This window comes from Nocardiopsis sp. iso_25, from assembly GCF_056173305.1.
In genome coordinates, this window is the sequence record NZ_CM149667.1 from 5,224,238 (window position 1) to 5,244,952 (window position 20,715).

At 72.4% G+C, this 20,715-nt stretch carries 14 protein-coding genes; 4 read left to right on the top strand and 10 right to left on the bottom strand.

What is annotated here, in order from left to right:
- Positions 1-253: 253 nt before the first annotated feature.
- On the top strand, positions 254-1,186 hold the full coding sequence (locus AC0VX6_RS22430) for a diacylglycerol/lipid kinase family protein (RefSeq protein ID WP_274974534.1): 933 nt from the start codon (positions 254-256) through the stop codon (positions 1,184-1,186).
- Between the two features lie 305 nt (positions 1,187-1,491).
- Positions 1,492-1,749 carry a WhiB family transcriptional regulator gene (locus AC0VX6_RS22435; RefSeq protein ID WP_047869445.1) on the top strand — a complete coding sequence of 86 codons (258 nt, stop codon included), beginning with the start codon at positions 1,492-1,494 and terminating at the stop codon, positions 1,747-1,749.
- 169 nt (positions 1,750-1,918) lie between these two features.
- On the opposite strand, the gene AC0VX6_RS22440 is transcribed toward AC0VX6_RS22435, so the two are convergent.
- Complete coding sequence (locus AC0VX6_RS22440; RefSeq protein ID WP_019608063.1) at positions 1,919-3,463, bottom strand: sensor histidine kinase; 1,545 nt, start codon at positions 3,461-3,463, stop codon at positions 1,919-1,921.
- Positions 3,464-3,607: 144 nt separating this feature from the next.
- On the opposite strand from AC0VX6_RS22440, the gene AC0VX6_RS22445 reads away from it, so the two are divergent.
- Complete coding sequence (locus AC0VX6_RS22445; protein WP_013154702.1) at positions 3,608-4,348, top strand: GntR family transcriptional regulator; 741 nt, start codon at positions 3,608-3,610, stop codon at positions 4,346-4,348.
- A 121-nt stretch (positions 4,349-4,469) separates the two neighbouring features.
- Here the strand turns inward: AC0VX6_RS22445 and AC0VX6_RS22450 are convergent, their stop codons facing one another.
- From AC0VX6_RS22450 to AC0VX6_RS22465, 4 genes are all read right to left on the bottom strand, one after another.
- Positions 4,470-5,804 (bottom strand): HD-GYP domain-containing protein, encoded by a 1,335-nt coding sequence (locus AC0VX6_RS22450; RefSeq protein WP_274974535.1) that lies wholly within the window; start codon positions 5,802-5,804, stop codon positions 4,470-4,472.
- The gene (locus tag AC0VX6_RS22455; RefSeq protein ID WP_475465950.1) at positions 5,804-7,213 is read right to left on the bottom strand and encodes an HD-GYP domain-containing protein; all 1,410 of its coding nucleotides are present in this window, start codon (positions 7,211-7,213) and stop codon (positions 5,804-5,806) included. Before AC0VX6_RS22455 ends, AC0VX6_RS22450 begins: the two co-directional genes overlap by 1 nt.
- A gap of 842 nt (positions 7,214-8,055) precedes the next feature.
- Positions 8,056-8,367, bottom strand: coding sequence for a mycothiol system anti-sigma-R factor (gene rsrA, locus AC0VX6_RS22460; protein WP_248771833.1), 312 nt, complete (start codon positions 8,365-8,367; stop codon positions 8,056-8,058).
- The gene (locus AC0VX6_RS22465) at positions 8,364-9,080 is read right to left on the bottom strand and encodes a sigma-70 family RNA polymerase sigma factor (protein WP_047869444.1); all 717 of its coding nucleotides are present in this window, start codon (positions 9,078-9,080) and stop codon (positions 8,364-8,366) included. Before AC0VX6_RS22465 ends, rsrA begins: the two co-directional genes overlap by 4 nt.
- 311 nt (positions 9,081-9,391) lie before the next feature.
- Between AC0VX6_RS22465 and AC0VX6_RS22470 the strand changes: the two genes are divergently transcribed.
- Positions 9,392-10,213, top strand: coding sequence for a methyltransferase domain-containing protein (locus tag AC0VX6_RS22470; RefSeq protein WP_475465951.1), 822 nt, complete (start codon positions 9,392-9,394; stop codon positions 10,211-10,213).
- Positions 10,214-10,281: 68 nt separating this feature from the next.
- Here AC0VX6_RS22470 and thiC read toward each other — a convergent pair whose 3' ends face one another.
- The 5 genes from thiC to AC0VX6_RS22495 form a co-directional block, all read right to left on the bottom strand.
- Positions 10,282-11,955: a phosphomethylpyrimidine synthase ThiC gene (gene thiC, locus AC0VX6_RS22475; protein ID WP_274974538.1), complete on the bottom strand. Its 1,674-nt coding sequence runs from the start codon at positions 11,953-11,955 to the stop codon at positions 10,282-10,284.
- Positions 11,956-12,246: 291 nt separating this feature from the next.
- Positions 12,247-13,098, bottom strand: a complete 852-nt coding sequence (locus tag AC0VX6_RS22480; protein ID WP_475465952.1) for an SOS response-associated peptidase — start codon at positions 13,096-13,098, stop codon at positions 12,247-12,249.
- 108 nt (positions 13,099-13,206) lie between these two features.
- Positions 13,207-14,241 (bottom strand): cell envelope lipid trafficking protein PgfA, encoded by a 1,035-nt coding sequence (gene pgfA, locus AC0VX6_RS22485; protein WP_475465953.1) that lies wholly within the window; start codon positions 14,239-14,241, stop codon positions 13,207-13,209.
- Positions 14,238-19,004 (bottom strand): alpha-(1->3)-arabinofuranosyltransferase domain-containing protein, encoded by a 4,767-nt coding sequence (locus AC0VX6_RS22490; RefSeq protein ID WP_475465955.1) that lies wholly within the window; start codon positions 19,002-19,004, stop codon positions 14,238-14,240. Before AC0VX6_RS22490 ends, pgfA begins: the two co-directional genes overlap by 4 nt.
- A complete protein-coding gene (locus AC0VX6_RS22495; protein WP_475465957.1) occupies positions 19,001-20,506 on the bottom strand; it encodes a glycosyltransferase in 1,506 nt (501 codons plus the stop codon). The genes AC0VX6_RS22490 and AC0VX6_RS22495 overlap by 4 nt, the downstream gene beginning before the upstream one ends.
- Between the last annotated feature and the right edge of the window lie 209 nt (positions 20,507-20,715).

Consider the following 20,715-nt stretch of genomic DNA (forward strand, 5'->3'; position numbering starts at 1 on the left):
GGAACGAGCCGACCCACCGCAGACGACGAAGGTTCCCGCTCCCTGGGCGCCCGGACACGGGCCGAAGCGGAGCGGAGGCCCCGACCAGCCCCGACAGGGGTCCGGGCGCCCGCGGGGTTCTGGAGGCGGCGGAGGTGGGTCTGCGAGGAACGAGCCGACCCACCTCAGACGACGAAGGTTCCCGCTCCCTGGGCGCCCGGACACGGGCCGAAGCGGAGCGGAGGCCCCGGGAGATACGCCCTAGACTGGCGTGGTGCGCGCCCTTCTCATCATGAACCCCCAGGCCACCACGACCACGTCACGCACGCGTGAGGTGATCATGGGTGCCCTGGCGTCGGAGCTGGACGTCACCGTGTCCGAGACCGAGTACCGCGACCACGCGGGCGAGCTGGCCCGCGAGGCGGCCGGGAACGGGTACGAGCTGGTGCTGAGCCTGGGCGGCGACGGCACCGTCAACGAGGTGGTCAACGGCCTGCTCACCACCCCCGAGGGGCTCAGGCGCCCCCGCTACGCGGTGATCCCCGGCGGCAGCGCCAACGTCTTCATCCGGTCCCTGGGCGTGCCCGGCGACCCCGTGGAGGCCACCGGCCTCGTGCTGGAGGCGGTCCGCGAGGGCCGCGAGCGCGAGATCAACCTCGGCCGGATCACCAGCGACCAGGACGACCGCTACTTCACTTTCTGTGCTGGTTTCGGCTGGGACGCCGACGTGGTCCAGCAGGTGGAGAACGAGCGCGCCAACGGGCGCAGGGCCACTCCCGCGCTGTACGCGGAAGTGGCGGTAAAGCTGTTCTTCCAGGGGGATATCCGCGATCCGTCACTAAGCGTGGTCAGTCACGGAAGGTCCCTTGTGGGGGCGTATTTCGCGCTCGTCACCAACACCACGCCCTGGACCTACGCGGGGGCGCTGCCGCTTCAGCCGACCCCGTCCTCCCGTTTCGATCTGGGCCTGGACGCTTTCGCGCTGACCCACTCCTCGCACGCGCTCACGGGGTGGATCCTTTCCCAAATGTTCTTCCCCAAAGGCCTTCCCGCACGTGGGGACGGCTACGTGACGTGGCATGACCAGGACTCTCTCCAGATCACGTCATCCCACCCCAGGGCCTTCCAAATCGACGGCGAATACCTGGGAGACCGCGAACAGGTCAACTTCCACTCTGTACCGAAGGCATTACGAATCGTCTGTTAATTGCGCCGAAAGACGCCATTCCGAGCCACTGTGACGCACCCGACACGCCGAACAGGACCTTCGGCCTCGGCAGCTCTTGCATGGGCCGATCGATGCTGTCACGCTCAAGATATCGCCGCGAGTTACAGGCGAGTTAATTGGGGCGCTTCCCACATGGCCGTGGGATGAAACCTGGACGGACCTCGGCCCGAACACCCCTTCCGATGGAACCCATCCATCGGGCGCCCTTCGCCCGTTACGGACGCGCACAAGATCGTGAAAAGCTTCACAAGCCCCCGATCGCCTCACCGTGAGGAGTGGACCGCATGGACTGGCGCCATGACGCAGCCTGCCGTGACGAAGACCCCGAACTCTTCTTCCCCATCGGGAACTTCGGCCCCGCACTGATCCAGATCGAAGAGGCCAAAGCGGTCTGCAACCGCTGCCCGGTCAGCTCGGCCTGTCTGCGCTGGGCCCTGGAGAGCGGCCAGGACGGCGGCGTCTGGGGCGGCACCAGCGAGGACGAGCGCCGCGCGCTCAAGAAGCGCCGCGGCAGCGCCTACCGCACCATGGTGAGCAGCTGAGGCCCCGCGCACGGTAGGGCCCCGGGGGTCCCCGGGAGACCCCGGGGAGTCCAAGGTCCCGAGGAGTCCCCGCGCGGCGCGGCGGGGACCGCTCCCGGGGCCGTCGCGGGCCGGTGCGCCCGGCGGCCCCTCGGACCGGCCCCGCGCGCGGTCCGCGCGAGCCCCCGTGTCAGGGCAGCTCACCCTCCTCGTGCTCCAGCGGCAGGCTGATCGCCACCTCGGTCCCTCCGCTCTCCTTGGGCTTGATCGCCAGGGTTCCCCCCAGCTCACCCACGATGAGGGTCCGCACGATCTGCAGGCCCAGGCTCGTGGTGCCCTCCAGGTCGAAGTCCTCGGGCAGCCCCCCGCCGTCGTCGGAGACGGCCAGCTCCAGGCTGCTCGGCCCCGGGTAGCCCGGCTGCGCGTCGAACCTGCGCACCCGCACCTCGATCCGCCCCGGCCCCTGTCCCAGGCCGTGCTCCACGGCGTTCTGCACCAGCTCGGCCAGGACCATCGACAGCGGTGTCGCCACCAGCGCGTTCAACAGGCCGAAACCGCCGATCCGGCGCGGCACCACCGCGGTGCCCGTGGAGGAGACCTCCGCCGCCATCTGGATCACCCGGTCGGCGATGTCGTCGAAGTCCACCACCTCGTCGGGGGTGTGCGAGAGCATCTCGTGCACGATCGCGATGGACCCGACCCGGCCCACCGCCTCGTCCAGCGCCGCCCGCGCCTCGGGCACGTCCAGGCGCCGCGCCTGGAGGCGCAGCAGGGCGGCGACCGTCTGGAGGTTGTTCTTCACCCGGTGGTGGATCTCCCGGATGGTGGCGTCCTTGGTCATCAGCTCGCGCTCGCGGCGGCGCAGCTCGGTGACGTCGCGCACCATCACCAGGGCGCCGATGCGCACCCCGTCGATGACCAGGGGGATGGCGCGCAGCTGCACGGTGACCCCGCGCGCGTCCACCTCGGCCTCCTGCGGCGCCCGACCGCTGGCCGTGTAGGTCAGCGCCTCGTCGCGCGCCTCGCCCGGGGCCGCCAGCTCCAGCGTGGTGCGGTCCAGGCGCGCCCCCACCAGGTCGGCGGTCAGGCCCAGCCTGCGGTAGGCCGACAGGGCGTTGGGGCTGGCGTAGACCACCTCGCCGTTCTGGTCCAGGCGCAGCAGCCCGTCTCCGACCCGGGGCGAGCGCACCATCAGGGGGCCCTGGTCACTGAACGGGAACGCGCCCTCGGCGATCATCTGGGCCAGGTCACCCGCGCTCTGCAGGTAGGTCAGCTCCAGGCGGCTGGGCGTGCGCGCCGAGCTGAGGTTGGTGCTGCGCTGGATGACCCCGATGAGGTTGCCCTGGCGGCGCACCGGAATGGTCTCCTCGCGCACCGGGACGCCACCCGACCAGTCCGGGTCGCCGTCGCGGCAGATGCGCCCCTCCTCCCAGGCGCGGTCGATCAGGGCCCTGCGCCCGATGACGCGCGGCGCCGAGCGGGACGTGACATCGGTCATGTCGTCGCGCAGGACGGTCTCGACCAGGTCGTCCTGGAAGGCGGTGGGCCCGGTGGTGGGACGCATCTGGGCGATGGCCACCCAGCCGTCGTCCTCGCGCAGACGCACCCACAGCACGAGATCGGCGAAGGACAGGTCCGCCAGGAGCTGCCAGTCCGAGACCAGGGAGTGGAACCACTCCAGGTCGGCCTGTTTGAGTGACGTGTGTCGCCAGATGAGATCACTGAGGTGAGGCACTCACAAATCATCCCATGAAGGCGTGCATACTCAAGAGGTACGCACTCGACCAGTGGTCCACACCAATCGGCGGCCGCCACCCCCGCCGTGCCGACCACACCGGGAGGGTTGTGGGGCAAGCGCGGGACTCGGCGAAGGAGACTGATGACTGGTCAGCGCACACTGGACGGCAACCCCCGGGTGCCGAAGTACTACCAGGTGAAGAAGCAGCTCCTGGAACTGATCGAGGCGATGCCCGCGGGCAACCCGGTCCCCCCGGAGCGCGCCCTGGCGACCCAGTTCGGCACCTCGCGGACCACCGTGCGCCAGGCGCTCACCGAGATGGTGGTCGAGGGCCGTCTGCTGCGCATCCAGGGCAAGGGCACCTTCGTGGCCAAGCCGAAGGTGGCACAGGTCCTGCAGCTGACCAGCTACACCCAGGAGATGCGCGCGCACGGCCTGCACCCCGCCACGCGCATCCTGGACGTGAGCTACATCAACGCCGACGACCAGCTCGCCGAGCTGCTGGCCATCCGCTCCGGCGGACGCGTGCTGCGCATCGAGCGGCTGCGGCTGGCCAACGGCGAGCCGATGGCCGTGGAGACGGCGCACCTGGCCGCGCGGCGCTTCCCGGGCCTTCGTCGGCAGCTGGACCGCTACGCGTCGCTCTACGAGGCTCTGGCGAGCGCCTACGACGTCTCCCTGGCCGAGGCGGAGGCCTCGATCGAGACCGTCCTGGCCACGCCCAACGAGGCGCGGCTGCTGGGCGTGGACGTGGGCCTGCCGCTGGTGCTGCACTGCCAGCACAGCTTCGACGGCGACGGGCACCCGGTGGAGTGGGTGCGCTCGCTCTACCGGGGCGACCGGTACAAGTTCGTCACACGCCTGCGCCCGCCCCGGGACTGACCCCCGTGCGTGCGGGCGCCGGAGCAGGGCGCTCCCGCGCCCGCCCGGCCCCCGCGGGGCCGTGACAGGGGCCGCCCCCGTACTCGGGGCCGGCTGGGCCCCGCCGGACGGGCCCCGGGGGTCAGAGGCGGGAGAGCACCGTGGCCAGCGCGTCCACCACGCGGGGGTCGTACTCGCTGTCGGTGTCCATGCGCAGGCGCTCCAGGACCGCCGTGCGGCGCTCGGCGTCGCCGCTGTCGCCCACGAGGTCGTCGAAGGCGTTGGCCACCTTGATGATCCGGCTGCCCAGCGGCGGGACACCCTCGTCGCCGTCCCCGGCGAGGGGCTCGCACTGGCGGCGGACCGTCTCGGCCACGTTGTCCAGGACGCCGGTCTCCCGGATGATCGCCGAACCCAGTTCGGCGATGCGCCGCTGCTCCCTGGGCGAGGCGAGCACGGTGGCGCCGCCCGCGATGGGCTCGCGCAGGGACAGCTGGCCGATGTCGTGCATCAGGGCGGCGTACTCCAGCTCCAGCAGTTCGGCCTCGGCCAGGCCCAGTTCGCAGGCGATCCCGTGCGCCAGGTGGCTGACCCGGCGCGAGTGCCCGTTCTCCACGTAGCCGCCCACCTCGGTGACCCGTGACAGCGCCCGGACCGTCTCCAGGTAGGTCCGGCGCACCTCCGCGTGGCGGCGGAAGGCCACCTGCGAGACCAGCAGCGGGGCGATGAACACCAGCAGACCGCCCAGGCCGGTCACCGTGCAGGCCAGCGCGATCAGCACACCGCTGGAGCCGATCGCGGCGCCGGTGGCGAACTGGGCGCGCAGTTCGTCGCGGACCGCGACGGAGGCGCTGGTGCGCAGGCGCTCGGCCCGCAGCACGGCCGCCAGCAGGGAGTCCGCCGCCCAGACGAGCATGACCAGCGCCGCCATCAGCAGCGTGGCCGTGACCGAGGGGCCCGACAGGTGGAGCTGGTCGGCCAGCGGCCGGAAGGCGGTCGCCAGCGCAGCCGCGACGAGCACCCTGCGGGCCACGTCCTCCACCCGGGGGCTGCGGCCCACCGCGATGTGCGGCAGCTCGCCCAGCGCCACGCCCAGGGCGACCACCGCCACCACCTGCCAGGCGGAGTGGTGCAGCGGCCCCGAGCCCAGCGACAGCAGGAACGCGTAGCTGATCGCGCCGGCCGAGGCGATGGGGGCCACCTCCCGGTGACCCGGCAGGGTGATCCGCGCCAGCTCACCGGCCGCGACGACCAGGCAGAACGCCAGCGCCACGTGCGGTTCCACGACCCCGGTCGAGGCCGTCCACACCAGCGCGGCCAGGGCGCCCGAGCCCACCGAGCCGACCAGTGCCGCGCGCACCGGCCGCGAGGTCCGCCAGATCGGCCCGCGCGGGCGCTGGTGGTTGAGGGCGCCGCCCTCGGGGCCGCTCAGCACGGGTCCGGCCGACCGGGCCCCGTCCGACTGTCTCTGCGTCATCATCGTTCACGCCCGCCCGTCACTGCCTCGGCGGAGGCCGCGGCGTCCGCGGGGGCGGCCTCGTCGGCCGCCGCCCCTGCGGAGGACGGCTCACCGGCGGCGCGCTCCTGGGCGGAGGCGTCGGCGGGCACCTCCTCCGGTCCCCCGGTCCGGCCGGACTCCTCCACGGAGCGCTCGGCCGCCTCCGACCCGTAGCAGCCGCCCGGAGGCTCGGCGATGTCGGGGGTCTCCCAGCCCTCGCGTTCGACGGCGCGCACGAGCGCCTCGACCATCCTGGGGTCGAACTGGGTTCCGGCGCAGGCCCGCAGCTCGGCGACGGCGTCCTCCACCGACCACGCCCTTCGGTAGGAGCGCGTGGAGGTCAGGCAGTCGAAGACGTCGGCGACGCTGATGATGCGCGCCGACTCGGGTATCTCCATCCCCACCAGGCCCATGGGGTACCCGCGCCCGTCCAGGCGCTCGTGGTGGTGCCGGATCCCGGCCAGCGCCTCGTCGAGGAAGCTGATCTCGCGCACGATCTCGTAGCCGCGCGTGGGGTGCAGCTTGATGGTCGCGTACTCGTCGTCGGTGAGCTTGCCGGTCTTCTGCAGCACCTTGGTCGGCACTCCGAGCTTGCCGATGTCGTGCAGCATCCCGGCGTAGCGGATCTTCTGCACCCGGTCGGCGGACATGCCCAGCTCCCGGGCGATCATGGCGGCGCCCTCGGCCACGCGCATGCAGTGGCCCCGGGTGTAGTAGTCCTTGGTCTCCACCGCCTGGCACAGGGTGGCCAGGGTGGCCTCGTGCGCGCGCGCCTCGTCCAGCTGCTGGGCGAAGGTCCAGCGCGCGATGAACAGCGGGAGCAGCACCAGCAGCGGTGCGATCAGGCCGACCCCGCCCCAGACCGCGGCGATGGCCAGGCCGAGCATCTGGTAGCCCATGGAGGAGAGCTCGACCCCCACCAGCGGGCGCCAGTCGAACCGGCCCCGGGAGCCCCCGGGGCGCACGACGCCCAGGGTCCACATCAGGACGGCAACGAGCGCCGAGTTGACCAGGGAGTGGGTCAGGACGGCGGCGACGTAGGGGAGGACGATGGCCGGGAAGTCCTCCCGGCCGGGTTCTCCCACCGTTCCGCCGAGTAGAAGGTAGACGTGTCCGGCCGCGTAGGCCGCCAGTGCGAACTGTGCTCCGTTGAACGCCCTCTTGACGAGGTTCTGCTTGCGGATGACGAAGCAGGAGGCGAAACCGACCACCGCCGCCCCGACCGGTCCGACCAGGACGACGGCGGCCAGGGCGACCGCCGAACTCGGCGAGATCCCCGCCTTGACGCCCGTCAGGACCGCCGTACTGATCGACTCCGCGACCACGAAGAGAATCGCGATCAGGACCAGTGTGTGCAGATCCAGTCCCGTGTAGGGACCGATGAGCATGATGGTGACAGCACTGACAACGATGATTCCGACGTAGACACGCGCGCCCCCAGGAAGAGCCCGCACCCCCGTTCACCCCCCGCCGACGACGACCGGACTGTCATGGTTTCACCGGTTCTGTTCTACCACCAGGACCATCCACTGAAGGCGGTTACCACCCAAAGAACTCCCGTCACCGCGTGGAGCATGCCGAAGAACACCGTTGTCCCCTCTCCCCCGACGCGTGCGCACCGTCTTTTTCCCCGGGCACGCCGCGTAAATTACCCCATTCGTTGGATATGGCGTCCAGTTTAACGGGCAACGACAGCGCCCCGATTACCCCCAACCCGAACTACCGTCACCGCACCCCCTCCCACTGGCACCAAGTTCCGGAATATGGAATTACGAATTCAATTAGTGATGCTCTTCGATCACCCTGAGTAACCACACCCCCGGGCGCGAAGGCGCACGAAGATCCACCGCCTGGGCGCTTGCCCTGCCGCCCAACGACCGGAACCACCAGGCATGACTACCCCAGGTAACCGAACGACACGGTGTCCGGATCCGGACAGAAAAAACATTCCGAGTGGGTCACGACGGGGAACGGCCCGGGCGTGCCGGGCGTGTCGGGGGAGGAGCCGGGAACACGGCCCGGAAGTGCCTGACCAAAAACCCGACAGGCGCGGGGAATACGGCACGACATTCCCGCAAAAGTACATAAAAGCCACACATCACTTCAGGGCGCGCTAACAACGAAACCGGGTACAAAAACCAACAAAAAGGTGGCGGAAGCTGGAATTCCAGCTTCCGCCACCAGGTGTGCCAGGTTTCGTCGGATACCGGGCTCGCTCCTGCCCGGCCCCTCAGGAGGGCGCGGTGCCCGGGCTTTCCACGCGCGCCTCCCGCGCCAACTGCTCCGTGCGCGCCCGGGCCAGGCGGCTGAGCACCTTGTCCCTCAGGTCCATCGGAACCGGATCACAGCCGCAGTGCTTGGCCACGAGCTTCTTCACCGCCTCCTCCAGCCCGTACTCGTCGAGGCAGGGCCCGCACCCGTCCAGGTGCTCGCGCACCTGTTCGTAGTTGCCCTCCTCCAGCTCCCCGTCGATGTAGGTGTAGAGCTTGGCGAGCACCTCGCTGCACGGGGTGTCGCTGTGTTCGCCGTGGCCGCCGCTCATTGCCGGTCTCCTCGATCCGAGACGTCCTGTCCCCGTCCGCGCGGGGACGTCCCCGAGGCGACCGCGCCGGCCTCGGCCGCCGCCCTCGCCGGCAGGAACCCCCGCTCCACCGCGTACTCCTCCAGCATCGACCTGAGCTGGCGGCGCCCGCGGTGCAGCCGGGACATGACCGTCCCGATGGGCGTCCCCATGATCTCGGCGACCTCCTTGTACGCGAAGCCCTCGACGTCGGCGAGGTACACCGCGATCCGGAAGTCCTCGGGCAGCTCCTGGAGCGCCCGCTTGACGTCGGTGTCGGGGAGGTGTTCGAGCGCCTCGGCCTCAGCCGACTTCAGGCCCGCCGCGGTGTGCGACGCGGCCTGCGCCAGCTGCCAGTCCTCGACGTCCTCGGTCCCCGCCTGCTTCGGTTCGCGCTGCTTCTTGCGGTAGGAGTTGATGAAGGTGTTGGTGAGGATGCGGTAGAGCCACGCCTTGAGGTTCGTTCCCTGTTTGAACTGGTGGAACGAACCGAACGCCTTGGCGAAGGTCTCCTGTACGAGATCCTCCGCGTCGGCGGGGTTACGGGTCATCCGCAGCGCCGCGGAGTAGAGCTGGTCGAGGAAGGGAAGCACGTCCCTCTCGAAGCGCTCTTCCCGTTCCTCGGCTGTCTCCTGCTCCTGGCCCTGTTCCAAGCCCGTCGGCCTCCTCGCGCTGGTCCCGGTTGGGGCGTCCATACCCCAACGATACGGTCCCATGGCACGGACCCGCGCATCGGCGCCGCGTGGCGCCGACACCGTCTCCTCGCGCTCCAGGCACGTCCCGGCTGTCGGCATGGTCTGTCGGCCCTCCCCGCATACTCGCGTGTGGCGCGCCCGGACGCTGCTGCTCCGGGCGCGGTGTAGGGGAGAACAACGCTTCGCCCGAGCTGATTCCGCGCCGCTGGGGGACGAAGGTCCCCTCCTTGGGCGAACTTTGTCGTTTACCTCCGTCAGCGGAGGTGAGGCATGGCAGAGTGCGGGTAGGACACCTGGAGGATGGGAGAGGAGTGCACGTGCGACCGTCCCCGACCCCGGCCTCCGACCGCCCCCGTTCCACGGCTGCCCAGTTCGCCACCCCCGACCGCCTGTCGGACTACTGGCGATTCTACTGGGCGGTCGCCGAGGCGCAGGTCGCCCGGTGGCTCCCCGACACCCCCTCCCTGCTGCTCGACCTCTCCGGCGCGGACTACCAGGGCGCCCCGCGCGCCGTGGCCGCCGGACACGACGTGGTGACCCTGCTGCCGTCGGTGGACGTGGCCGTGCGCCGCCCGCTGACCCTGGTGAACGGGCGCGCGGTGGTGCCCCGGCCCGCCCGGCGCGGACGGCTGCGCCACGTGGTGGGCGACTCCGCCTTCCTGCGCAGCTTCGCCCCGGACTCCTTCGACGGGGTCATCGCCGACAACCGGGTGCTGTCCCGGCACCTGGCCACCGAGGAGGCGCTGGCCCGGGTCAGCCGGGTGCTGCGCCCGGGGGGCCGCGCCCTGCTGTGCGTGGACTCGGTGGTGCTGGGCATGGCGATGCTGGCCGAGCAGGACCGCTGGCCCGAGCTCAGCCACGCGCCCAACGCGGACGTGCTCCTGGTGCCCTGGCCGGACGGCTCCATCACGCGGTGCTTCACGGCCGAGCAGCTCACCGAGGCGCTCACCGACGCCGGTCTGGAACTGGAGTGGATCAAGCCCCGCACGGTGCTGTCCGCCTCCACGGTGGAGATGATGCTGGCGCGCGACCCGAGGTCGATGGGACGCCTGGTGGAGATGGAGCTGCGCGCCACGGAGTCCGACGACTACGTGGGCGTGCACCTGGTGGCGAGCGCGCGCAAGCCCGGCTAGGGCCGTCCTCCGCCGACCGGGCGCACCGGAGGGGCTGGGCCGCGCGGCCCAGCCCCTGTTCGCGGCCGCTACTCCGCCAGGGGCAGGTAGACCCGCTTACCCTGCTCGGCGAACTCCGCCGACTTGTCGGCCATGCCCTTCTCGATGGCGGCCACCGTCTCCAACCCGTTCTCCTCGGCGTACCTGCGCACGTCCTGCGTGATCTTCATGGAGCAGAACTTCGGCCCGCACATGGAGCAGAAGTGCGCGGTCTTGGCCGGTTCGGCGGGCAGGGTCTGGTCGTGGAAGGACTGCGCGGTCTCGGGGTCCAGGGCCAGGTGGAACTGGTCCTGCCAGCGGAACTCGAACCGCGCCTTGGACAGCTCGTCGTCCCACTCCTGCGCCTTGGAGTGGCCCTTGGCCAGGTCGGCGGCGTGCGCGGCGAGCTTGTAGGTGATCACACCGGTCTTGACGTCGTCCCGGTCGGGCAGCCCCAGGTGCTCCTTGGGGGTGACGTAGCACAGCATCGCCGTACCGAGCCAGCCGATCTGGGCGGCGCCGATCGCGGAGGTGATGTGGTCGTAGCCGGGCGCGACGTCGGTGGCCAGGGGGCCGAGCGTGTAGAACGGCGCCTCGCCGCACAGCTCCTCCTCCAGGCGCACGTTCTCCGCGATCTTGTGCATCGGCACGTGTCCGGGTCCCTCGATCATCACCTGCACGTCGTGCGCGCGGGCGATGTGGGTGAGTTCGCCCAGGGTGCGCAGCTCGGCGAACTGGGCCTCGTCGTTGGCGTCGGCGATCGACCCCGGCCGCAGCCCGTCACCGAGGGAGAAGGTGACGTCGTACTCCCGGAGGATCTCGCACAGCTCCTCGTAGTGGGTGTACAGGAAGCTCTCCCGGTGGTGGGCCAGACACCAGGCCGCCATGATCGAGCCGCCGCGCGAGACGATGCCGGTGACCCGGCGGGCGGTGAGCGGCACGTAGCGCAGCAGCACGCCCGCGTGGACGGTCATGTAGTCCACGCCCTGCTCGCACTGCTCGATGACGGTGTCGCGGTAGACCTCCCAGCTCAGCGCGGCCGGGTCGCCGTTGACCTTCTCCAGGGCCTGGTAGATGGGCACGGTCCCGATCGGGACGGGCGAGTTGCGCAGGATGCGCTCGCGGGTCTCGTGGATGCGCTTGCCGGTGGACAGGTCCATGACGGTGTCGGCCCCCCAGCGGGTGGCCCACACCATCTTCTCCACCTCCTCCGGGACGGAGGAGGTGACGGCGGAGTTGCCGATGTTGGCGTTGATCTTGACCAGGAAGTTCTTGCCGATGATCATCGGCTCTGACTCGGGGTGGCACCGGTTGGCGGGGATGACCGCCCGGCCCACGGCCACCTCCCGGCGGACGAACTCGGGGTCCACGCCCTCCCGGGCGGCCACGAACCGCATCTCGGGGGTGATGGTCCCGGCCTTGGCGTGGGCCAGCTGGGTGGTCGCGCCGCCGGAGGGGGCGGGCTCGTGGGCCCACTCCCCGCGGGTGGGGGCCAGGCCCCGGTGGACGTCGATGTACGCGGTGTCGTCGGTGTACGGGCCTGAGGTGTCGTACAGGTCGAAGTGGCTGCCGTTGCTGAGTTCCACCCGGCGCTGCGGGACGCGGAGGGTGTGCCCCTCGGGGGTGGCGACCTCCCGGTAGACCTTGCGTGATCCCATGATGGGACCGGTGGTCACCCGGTGGTCGGCGGTGGAACTGACGTCGCGGCCGTCGAGAGCCGTCATGGCATGCCTCCCTACGTCGGAATTACCCGAACAGGTTCTGCGGTCGGCGACACCGTTGAGTCGCCCTCTCAGCCCGCCATGGCGCGAGCTCCCGCGTTGCGTATGAAGATGTGGGGGCGTCTGGGGCGCCCCGGGCACGCGGGACCGGGGCGGTCCCCGGCCCGTGCGGCCCCCGACACTGTATCCGGCCGCGGAGCGGGGCTGTCCACCCTCCCCGGGATACAAAACTGTCCCCCGCACGCCACTCCCGGCGGAGCGGACGGCACGGGTCCGTGCCGCTCTCCCCCCGGGTCAGAAGAGCGTCTGCGGCTCGTCTCCCCCGGTGTCGGAGAGCGGTTCGAGCAGGTCGGGGCGGTTGTTCTTGATGCTGTTGACGTCGGTGGAGACCTCGTCCACGTCGAAGCGGTCGGCCGGGGTGGTCTGGAGCAGGTGGGCCAGCTCGTCGGCCCCGGTCGCCGGGTCCAGCCAGGCCGCCCAGTCCTCGGGGGGCACGACGACGGGCATGCGCTCGTGGATGTGGGCGAGCTCGGGGGCCGCCTCGGTGGTGACGACGGCGCAGCTCCACACCCACGCGGCGGGGTCGTCCTCGGCCGCCTCCGGGTCGCGCCAGCGCTCGAAGATCCCCGCCATGGCCAGGGGCCGGTCGTCGGGGTAGTGGATGGAGTAGGGCTTCTTGTCCGCCTTGGCCTTGCGCTTCTTGTGGTGGGGGTCGGTGACCGGCGAGGTGCTGGCCTGCACGGTCCCGTCCCGGCCGATCAGCTGCCACTCGTAGTAGGCGTCGGCGGGCAGCAGGCAGCGGCGGCGCCGGAAGGCCGTGCGGAAGGCGGGCTTGTCGGCGATGGTCTCGCTACGGGCGTTGATCATCCGGTAGCCGATGTTGCGGTCCTTGGCCCAGGAGGGCACCAGGCCCCAGCGCATGGTGTGCAGGGAGCGGGGCCCCGGCTCCCCCCGGTCCCCGGCCTGCGGGGGCGGGCCGAGCACGGCGTACACCGGCCTGCCCGGTGAGATGTTGTAGTCCGGGTCCAGCTCCTCCAGCGGCGGCCACGCCCGGGGATCGGTCTCCTCGGGAAGGGCCTGCTCGGGCAGGCCGAAGGCGAGCTGCAACTGGTGCACGTTCCTGGACTGGGCATAACGACCGCACATGGGTGTGATCCTACGGTCGAAACAGCTCCTTCTCTCCCGGAACACCCGTATCCGCCGGTGTTTCCCACCCCTGGGGCACCGGGCACGGCCCGCCGGTCCCGCCGGGTCTCAGCCGGGCGCCGGTGCGGCGGGCTCCTCTGCACGGTCGGGGCCCCGCTCCGCGCCCCCGTCCGCGTTTCGGTCCCGCCGTGCCCGGACCAGGCCGACCAGCACGGCCAAGCCGCCGAGCGGGGCCAGCGTCCACGGAGCCCACGAGGAGAGGGCGCGCAGCAGCACCGAGCGCACGCGGGCCTGCTCGGCCTGGGCCGCGACCTGCTGCTCGGCCAGGACCAGCTGCGCGTGCAGCAGGGGCGCCTCACCGCTGTCGTTCTGCGGGCGCAGGGTCTCCGCGCGGGTCTCGTGGGCGTTGACCACGATCCCGCTGACCGGCTCCACCCAGAACGTCCGGCTGACCTCCAGCCAGCGGGTGGCGGTGACCGTGCCCGCGGCCCCGGAACGGAACAGGGAGGCGGGAACCGGGCGGGCCGAGTCGGGCACCTGGGTGGACTCGATCCACTGGCTGTACCGGCGCACCCGCACCCCCGCCACCTCCTCCCACGCCTGGAACTCCAGCATCGGCGCCGACCGCACCTCTGCGTCGTAGAAGGGGTACTCGCCCTGCTCGTCGCCGGGCGGCCAGAAGTGCACCAGCCCCGCCTGCCGGACCGCCCGGTCGCCGTCGACGTGCTCACCGCAGCAGTTGACCGCCCGGCCGGTCTCCCGGTCGACGATGACGCGGCGGCTCCAGTGGTCGATCATCCGGTCGGGCACGGAGGTGTCCACCGACATCTCCCACGCCGACCAGTCGCCGCCGTGCGCGGAGGCGTCCACCCGGGTGACCCGGCTGAGCTCGGCCGACTCCACCCACGACCACGTGGAGGTGTCCAGGTAACCGGCGTCCTCGTCCAGCATGCGGATGTCGAACTCGGCACCGGCGGGCAGCAGGGCCATCCGCTCGTACACGTAGAGCGGGAGCAGGGCGGCCAGGGTGAGCAGGAAGGCGCCCGCGGCCACCAGCAGGGTGCCGCGGGGCAGGGAGCGCCCCGGTCGGCGCTCGGGGCCGACCTGGCTGGGGGCGGCCCCACCGAAGCCGAGCGCGCTCATGTCCGGGCCTCCTCGGGGTCGTTCTCCCACCGGTCGTCGTCCGGGGAACCCCCGCCGCGGGGAGCGCCGTCGACCTCATCGTTCGCAGGGGGCGCCGAACCCTCGGCGGCGCCGTCGGCCCCACCGGCTTCGGCAGCACCAGTCCCGTATCTCTCACCGGCAGCCTCCGCAGCCGCAGTCCCCTGCCCCTCAGGAGCCGTGTGGGCCCCCGAGGCCCTGTTGGCCTCGCGGTCTCCCCCGGTGTCAGCAGCTTCGGGTCCACGTTCCCCACGAACCCCACCAGCACCGCTGGCCCCCGCGACCGCAGTCCCCTGCCCCTCAGAAGCAGCATGGGCCCCGGAGGCCCTGCCCGCCCCGACAAGGACAGCACCGTTAGCCCCACCGGCCGCATCGGTCGCACCGTCGGATGGAGCGGACCCGTCCGCCCCGCCGCCGGCGGCGTTCGCGGCGGCGGCCCGGGCGCGGACCGACGGCGGATCGGCGTCGGCGTCCTCACCGTCGCCCGGCTGGCCCAGGGCCAGTACGAGCCGGGCCAGCGCGGGCAGGCACAGCAGCTGGGAGACCCAGCCGCGCAGCGCTCCCCCGAGCACCTCGGTCACGTCGTGGAAGGGCATGTACAGCGCCAGGTAGGTGCCCGCGCCCATGGCGAGTCCCGCCAGCGCCAACGACGCCGCCACCGGCCAGGGCCCCGCCAGGAGCGGCAGCGTCCGCCCGCCCATGGAGGGCCTTCCCGGTTTGGCGTGCCGCAGCCTCCGGGGCGCCCGGCGCCCCAGCCACCACATGCACACCAGGATCACCGCGACCAGGGCGGCTCCGACCGCACCGGCCACCCACACCCCGTAGGCCAGGCCCAGCGGCAGCACGACCCGCCTTCCCAGCCACCCGGGTCCGGCGCCGGGCAGGGCGCGGGCGCCCCGAGGGGCCGCGGCCCCGGCCGGCGCTCCCCCGGGCAGCAGGCGCCCGGGCCACAGGGCGGCGACCACCAGCACCGCGGCCAGCGCGGCGCCCACGGCCAGGGCCCGGTGGTAGGCGGTGTCGGGCGCGTAGGTCAGGGTGACGGTGCCCGCGCTGCCCGCGGGCAGCACCCAGGCCTGTTTCCAGCCCTCCAGCCGGACCGGCTCCAGGGCCGCGTCCGCCCCCTCCAGGCGGGCCTGCCAGCCCTCGTTGAAGTTCTCGTTCACCACCAGGAGGCTGTCCTCGGCCGCGTCCGCGTCGAAGCGGCGCTCGCCCGGACCCCAGGCGTGCACCTCCTCCACCTCGGCCATGGTGACCTCGGGCCGGTCCGAGACGGGGTCGGCGGACTCCACCAGGGCCGAGCGCACCTCGTAGCGGTTGCCCGGATCGACCACGATCCGGTTCTCGCCCCCGACCAGGTCCAGGTCGGTGCAGCTCTCGTAGCGCAGCGGGCGGCCGGCGAGTTGGTCGGCGAGGGTGCCCCGGCTGATCCGCGTCTCCACCCGCTGGTCGTTGACCCGCAGCGTGGGGCCCAGGCCGCACGCGGTGGAGGCGTCGCCCTCCGGCAACGGCTCCACCGGGTCCACCCCGGGCAGGGTGACGGTGCCGACCTCCAGGGCCTGCCCCTCGGGCCGTTCGAAGGTCACCCGCAGCGACTCCGCGGTGAACTCGGCGAAGTCCACCCGGCCGCTGCCGTCCAGCCACCCCTCGCGCACGGTGCCGCCGCCCTCGACGGTCACCCGGATCGGCCTCAGCACGCTGTCGGCGCGGGGGAACTCCACCTCCAGGTGCCCGATCTCGGTGGGCGCGCCCAGCTCGATGTCGAGCCAGGGGTTCTTCTCCTCCGGGTCCGGGTACCAGACGGTGCTCTCGTCGTCGTCGAGCGCGCCCCGGCCCATCGCGGCGGGGTGCTGCACGGCCGTGGAGGAGGCAGTCACGCGCGGGTGCGGGCTGGCCCGGTTGGCGGCGTTCTCCGCCTCCCGGGGGTCGGTGAGCACGACCTCGCCCGAGACCGTGTGCGGGGCCGAGGCCGACTCCGCCGACAGCTCGAACGTGCGGTCCAGGCGGCGCGCGTCCTCGCCCTGCACCTGGAGGTCGGGGTTGCACACCCACACGTGCGAGCCCTCCATGCAGCCGGGCGCGGTGCCGGTGGAGCCGGTGAACAGCAGCGTTCCGGCGTCGGCGGGACCGGGGACCCGCAGCGTGCGGGCCGGTTCCAGGCCGGGCACGGAGATCGAGGCGACGCCCACCCGGGTGCCGAACCGGTACTCCGGTTCCCAGGCCAGTTCGTCCACGCGCACGCGCAGCGTGGTGGTCGTGCCGGGCGGGGCCGTCAGCTCCTGGGGCTCCTCGGTCTCGGCGACGGGCACCTGCGCCTCGCCGCCGTCGGTGACGAGCGTGACCCGAGAGGGCGGCGGTTCGCCGGGCAGGTGCTCGAAGGCGACGCTGAGCCCGGTGAGGTCCTGGGGCTCCTCGAACTCGACCTCGATCCACTCCCCCAGGGCTCCGGTGAAGGCGCTGGACCGCCAGGAGGTGGTGAGGTCGTCGTCGAGCACGGCGTGCGGGGCGTGCCCCGGGTCGCGGTCGGCGGCGCGCGCGCCCGCACCGCTCTCGGCGGAGGAGGCGCTCACCGAGGCGATCCCGATGTCCTCGGCGTGGGCGACGTGGTCCTCCCAGGCCGGGTCGAGGACGTCGGGGGCGGGGACGTCGCGTTCGAGCTCCTGGTCCTCGGTGAGGGTGGCCGACACGTTGCGGCGCACGTCGGAGTAGACCACCTCGCGGCGGCGGGCGGTGTCGGTGACGATCGTGTCCCGGGCGGCGACCTCCCCGGCCCCGGGGTCGTCCCCGAGCAGGATCGGGCGGTCGTCGTCGACCACCCCCTGTTCTGCCAGGTGGAGCACGGACTCGGGGCCGCCGGTGACCCGCAGCACCTCGTCGGCGGGCACGGTGCCGACGGTGGGCGCGGCGTCCTCCACCTCGTAGACGCTCAGCGCCCGGTAGGGCTGGTCGAACCACTGGGAGGCGGACTGGTGGTCCAGCGAGCCGATGACCGGGCCGAACTCGGCGGCCAGGGCGATGCCCGGCGAGTCGGCCAGGGCCTGGTGGACGCGGGCGGGCCAGCCGCCGTTGTTGCCGGTGCGCTGGAGGTCGTTGCGCACGAGGAGGTGGGTGACGCCCATGCGCGCGAAGGTGTCGGCGAGCCCGGCGGAGCCGCGGCCCGAGGAGACGCGCTGGTCGATCTCGTGGGTGATGCGGGAGACTCCCGCCGAGCCCCACGGGATGATCTGGTGGTTGGTCCAGGCCCCCTCGAAGAGCGGTTGCAGGGGTTCGTCCATGGGACGGCCCCACTCGTACTCGCCGCGCGCCGAACCGGGCAGGGCCATGGTCATGCCGCGCTCGTCGGCGCGTGCCTCCAGCCAGTCGGAGGCCTCGTACCAGTAGTCGGGGATCTGCGCGAAGCCGCCCGCGGGGGCGATCCCGACGGTGCCCACGGGCACGAGGGTGACCGCGAAGACGGCGGCGGTGGCGCCCGCGACGGCGCGGCGCACGCGTCCGGGCACGGGCGTGCCCCTGCGGTCGGCCAGGTCCCGGGCCACGACCACGGGCAGGTGGGCCAGGCCGAGCACCAGGGGCAGGCGCACGAGCGCGTCGAACTTGTGCACGTTGCGGAACGGGGAGAGGAGGCCGTCGAACAGTTCGCGCACGGCCCCCGCCAAGGGGCCCGTGAGGTCGCCGGTGAAGCCCGCGACGATGACGGCGGTGCCGCTGAGGAGGCTGGCGATGAGGAAGAGCCGTTCGGGGGTGCGCCGGTTGACCAGCCCGGCCAGGCCCAGGCCCGCCACCAGCGCGGTGACCGCGATCAACCACGGGGTGGTGGACAGCTCCGCCCCCGAGGGCAGCGCGGTGTTGCCCTGGTCGGGCAGGAAGCCCATCCAGTTGGAGGTGCCGCGCAGCGCGTTGAGCAGCGAGGTGACGCCGGTGGTGACGGCGGCGTCCTCGGTGTAGGGCATGAACGAGAACACGTACCGCGCCATGAGGAGCAGCGGCGCGACGTACCAGAACGAGGCGAGGACCAGCGCGACCGCCCACCAGGCGATCAGGCGCCACTTGCGCGGACCGTTCGCCCGGGTGAGCAGGTAGAGCCCCGGGACGACCAGGACGGCCAGTTCGGAGGCGGCGTTGGTGCCGCCGCACAGCAGGAAGGCCAGACCCGAGAGCAGGGCCGCGCGGGCGGGTGAACGCCCGTGCCGGGCCCCGAGCACGAGCGGCAGCAGGATCCACGGCATGAGCAGCATGGGCTGCAACTCGGCGGAGTTGTACGACAGCAGCGTCAGCACGCGGGGGGCCAGCGCGTAGGCGACCCCGGCCAGGATGCGGGTGTTGACGGTGCCGATGCCCAGCGCCCCGGCGACCTTGTACACGCCGGTGAACGCGGCGACGAGCAGGACGGCCATCCACAGGCGCTGGATGAGCCAGTCGGGCACGCCGAGCAGGTCGAACAGCAGGTGGAAGGGGCCGTTGGGGAAGAAGTACCCGTAGGCCTGGTTCTGGATCTGGCCGAAGTAGGAGGCGTCCCACAGGTGCAGGGCGCGCTCCATGAACCCCAGGGGGTCGGCCGTCAGGTCGAGCTTGGTGTCGCTGACGATCCTGCCGGGGTCGATGCTGGCGGCCAGCGCTCCCAGGAGCAGGCACACCGTGAGGACCTTGAGCCGGGCCAGGAGGCGGGGATCGGCGCCGCCGGGGCCGGTGGAAGGTGGTGTGCGGGAATCCTCCGGTTCGCGCCTGGCGGTGGATTCCGTCGGTGTCACGTCTTCGCTTTCCTGCCTGCTGCCGTGTTCCGGGCGGCGGGGGCGCCCGGGTCGTCGGAGGTGAGGGGGTCGGGGGCGGGGGCGCCCGGTGCGGGGGTGGTGCCGGGAGCGGGAGCGGGGACGGGGGCGTCGTTGGCGGGGGCGTCCGGTTCCGCGGCGCCGGACAGGCCCAGCTCCCCGGCGACGAGCCGGGTCATCCGCGCGCCGCTGGCCTCCCACGTGAACCGGGACGCCCACGCGCGGCAGGCGCGGCGGACGGCTTCGGCCCGGCGGGGGTCGGACAGCTCCTCCAGGGCGCGCGCGACCACGTCGGCGAGTTCCTCGCCCTCGCGCACGAGCCAACCGGTCTCGCCGTCGCGGACCGAGTCGCGCAGTCCGTCCACATCGTAGGCCACGGTGGGCACGCCGAGGCGGGCCGCCTCGATGACGGTCAGGCCCCAGCCCTCGAACTCGGAGGCGGTGACGTGGAGGTGGCACGAGGCCAGGACGCTGTTCTTGTCCTCCTCGGGCAGGAAGCCGTGCAGGCGCACGCGGTCGCCCGTGCCGTCGCGCGCGACCTGCTCCGCCAGGGGTTCGCCCTCGGGGCCGCGGCCGATGATGTGCACCTTCAGGTCGGGGTGCTCCTCGCGCAGGGCGCGGGCGAGGTCGACCACCCGCGAGACGCGTTTCTGGACGACCAGGCGGCCCAGGCTGACCACGGCCGGGCGGCCCATGTCGGCGGGGGCGGGCGCGTCGTCGAGGGGCTTCTGGGGGCCGGGGAGTCCGCCGTTGTGGATGATCTCGATCGGCGCGCGCCAGCCCAGCTTCTCGCGCATGGCCCGGCGGGAGGACTCCGAGACGGTGACGGTGGTGCAGCGGCGGTAGACGCGCGAGGCCACGGCCGACTCCAGCGTGCGGCCCAGCCAGGCGACGGGCGCCGGGAAGTAGGCGTTGAACTGGAGGTCGTGGACGTGGTGGACGACGCTGACCACCCGCGTGCTGCGGCGCAGGACGAGGCGGCACAGGAAGGGGACGCCGTTCATGCAGTCGAAGGCGAGCTGGTACTCGCGGCGCCACAGGGCCAACCACGCCATGACGCGGGGGTAGACGGTGAACCTGCCGCCCATGCGGCGGATGACGACCCCGTCCCTGGTCTCCACGCGCGCCTGGTGGGGCTCGCGGCTGGTGAGGAAGGTGACGATGGCGCCGCGTTCGGCCAGGTGGCGGCTGATCCGCCAGGAGTACTCCTCGGCGCCCCCCGCGGTGGACTGCCAGGGGTCGCGCCAGTTGACCATGACCAGGCGGACCCCGTCCAGGCGCGGCCCGAGGTCGGCGGGGGCCTCCGGGACGGCGGGGGCGCCCGTGCTGCCCGGGGCACCTGGGACAGCGGGGGCGTCCGGGGCGACGGGGGCGTCTGGGGCGGTCGGGACCTGGACGGGGACGACGGCGGCCGGGGCCCCGGTGACCGCCGGCAGGCCCGGCTCCGCCTCCTGGCGGATCCGGTGGACCTTCTGGAAGACCACACGCTCTCCTTCCGCGCGGAATCCGGCCGCACGTGCGTGCCGCCACCGCGCGCGTGCGGATGAACACGCACGGCGATCCCCTGAGGGAAGGGTGGAGCGCACGCCGAACGGGCCCGTGGGCCGGACGTCGGTGGTGGTGGGCGGCCGGGGGAGGGTACCCGGGGCCGCGGGAGTCGGGGGAGTGGGGCGCCCCGCCGGGGCGGAGCGCC

Bases quoted from the DNA above. Each gene is read 5' to 3' on its own strand.
- AC0VX6_RS22435 (WP_047869445.1), top strand. From the start codon at position 1,492: ATGGACTGGCGCCATGACGCAGCCTGCCGTGACGAAGACCCCGAACTC.
- thiC (WP_274974538.1), bottom strand. From the start codon at position 11,955: ATGACGGCTCTCGACGGCCGCGACGTCAGTTCCACCGCCGACCACCGG.
- rsrA (WP_248771833.1), bottom strand. From the start codon at position 8,367: ATGAGCGGCGGCCACGGCGAACACAGCGACACCCCGTGCAGCGAGGTG.
- pgfA (WP_475465953.1), bottom strand. From the start codon at position 14,241: ATGAGCGCGCTCGGCTTCGGTGGGGCCGCCCCCAGCCAGGTCGGCCCC.
- AC0VX6_RS22445 (WP_013154702.1), top strand. From the start codon at position 3,608: ATGACTGGTCAGCGCACACTGGACGGCAACCCCCGGGTGCCGAAGTAC.
- AC0VX6_RS22480 (WP_475465952.1), bottom strand. From the start codon at position 13,098: ATGTGCGGTCGTTATGCCCAGTCCAGGAACGTGCACCAGTTGCAGCTC.
- AC0VX6_RS22450 (WP_274974535.1), bottom strand. From the start codon at position 5,804: ATGACGCAGAGACAGTCGGACGGGGCCCGGTCGGCCGGACCCGTGCTG.
- AC0VX6_RS22465 (WP_047869444.1), bottom strand. From the start codon at position 9,080: ATGGACGCCCCAACCGGGACCAGCGCGAGGAGGCCGACGGGCTTGGAA.
- AC0VX6_RS22455 (WP_475465950.1), bottom strand. From the start codon at position 7,213: ATGCTCATCGGTCCCTACACGGGACTGGATCTGCACACACTGGTCCTG.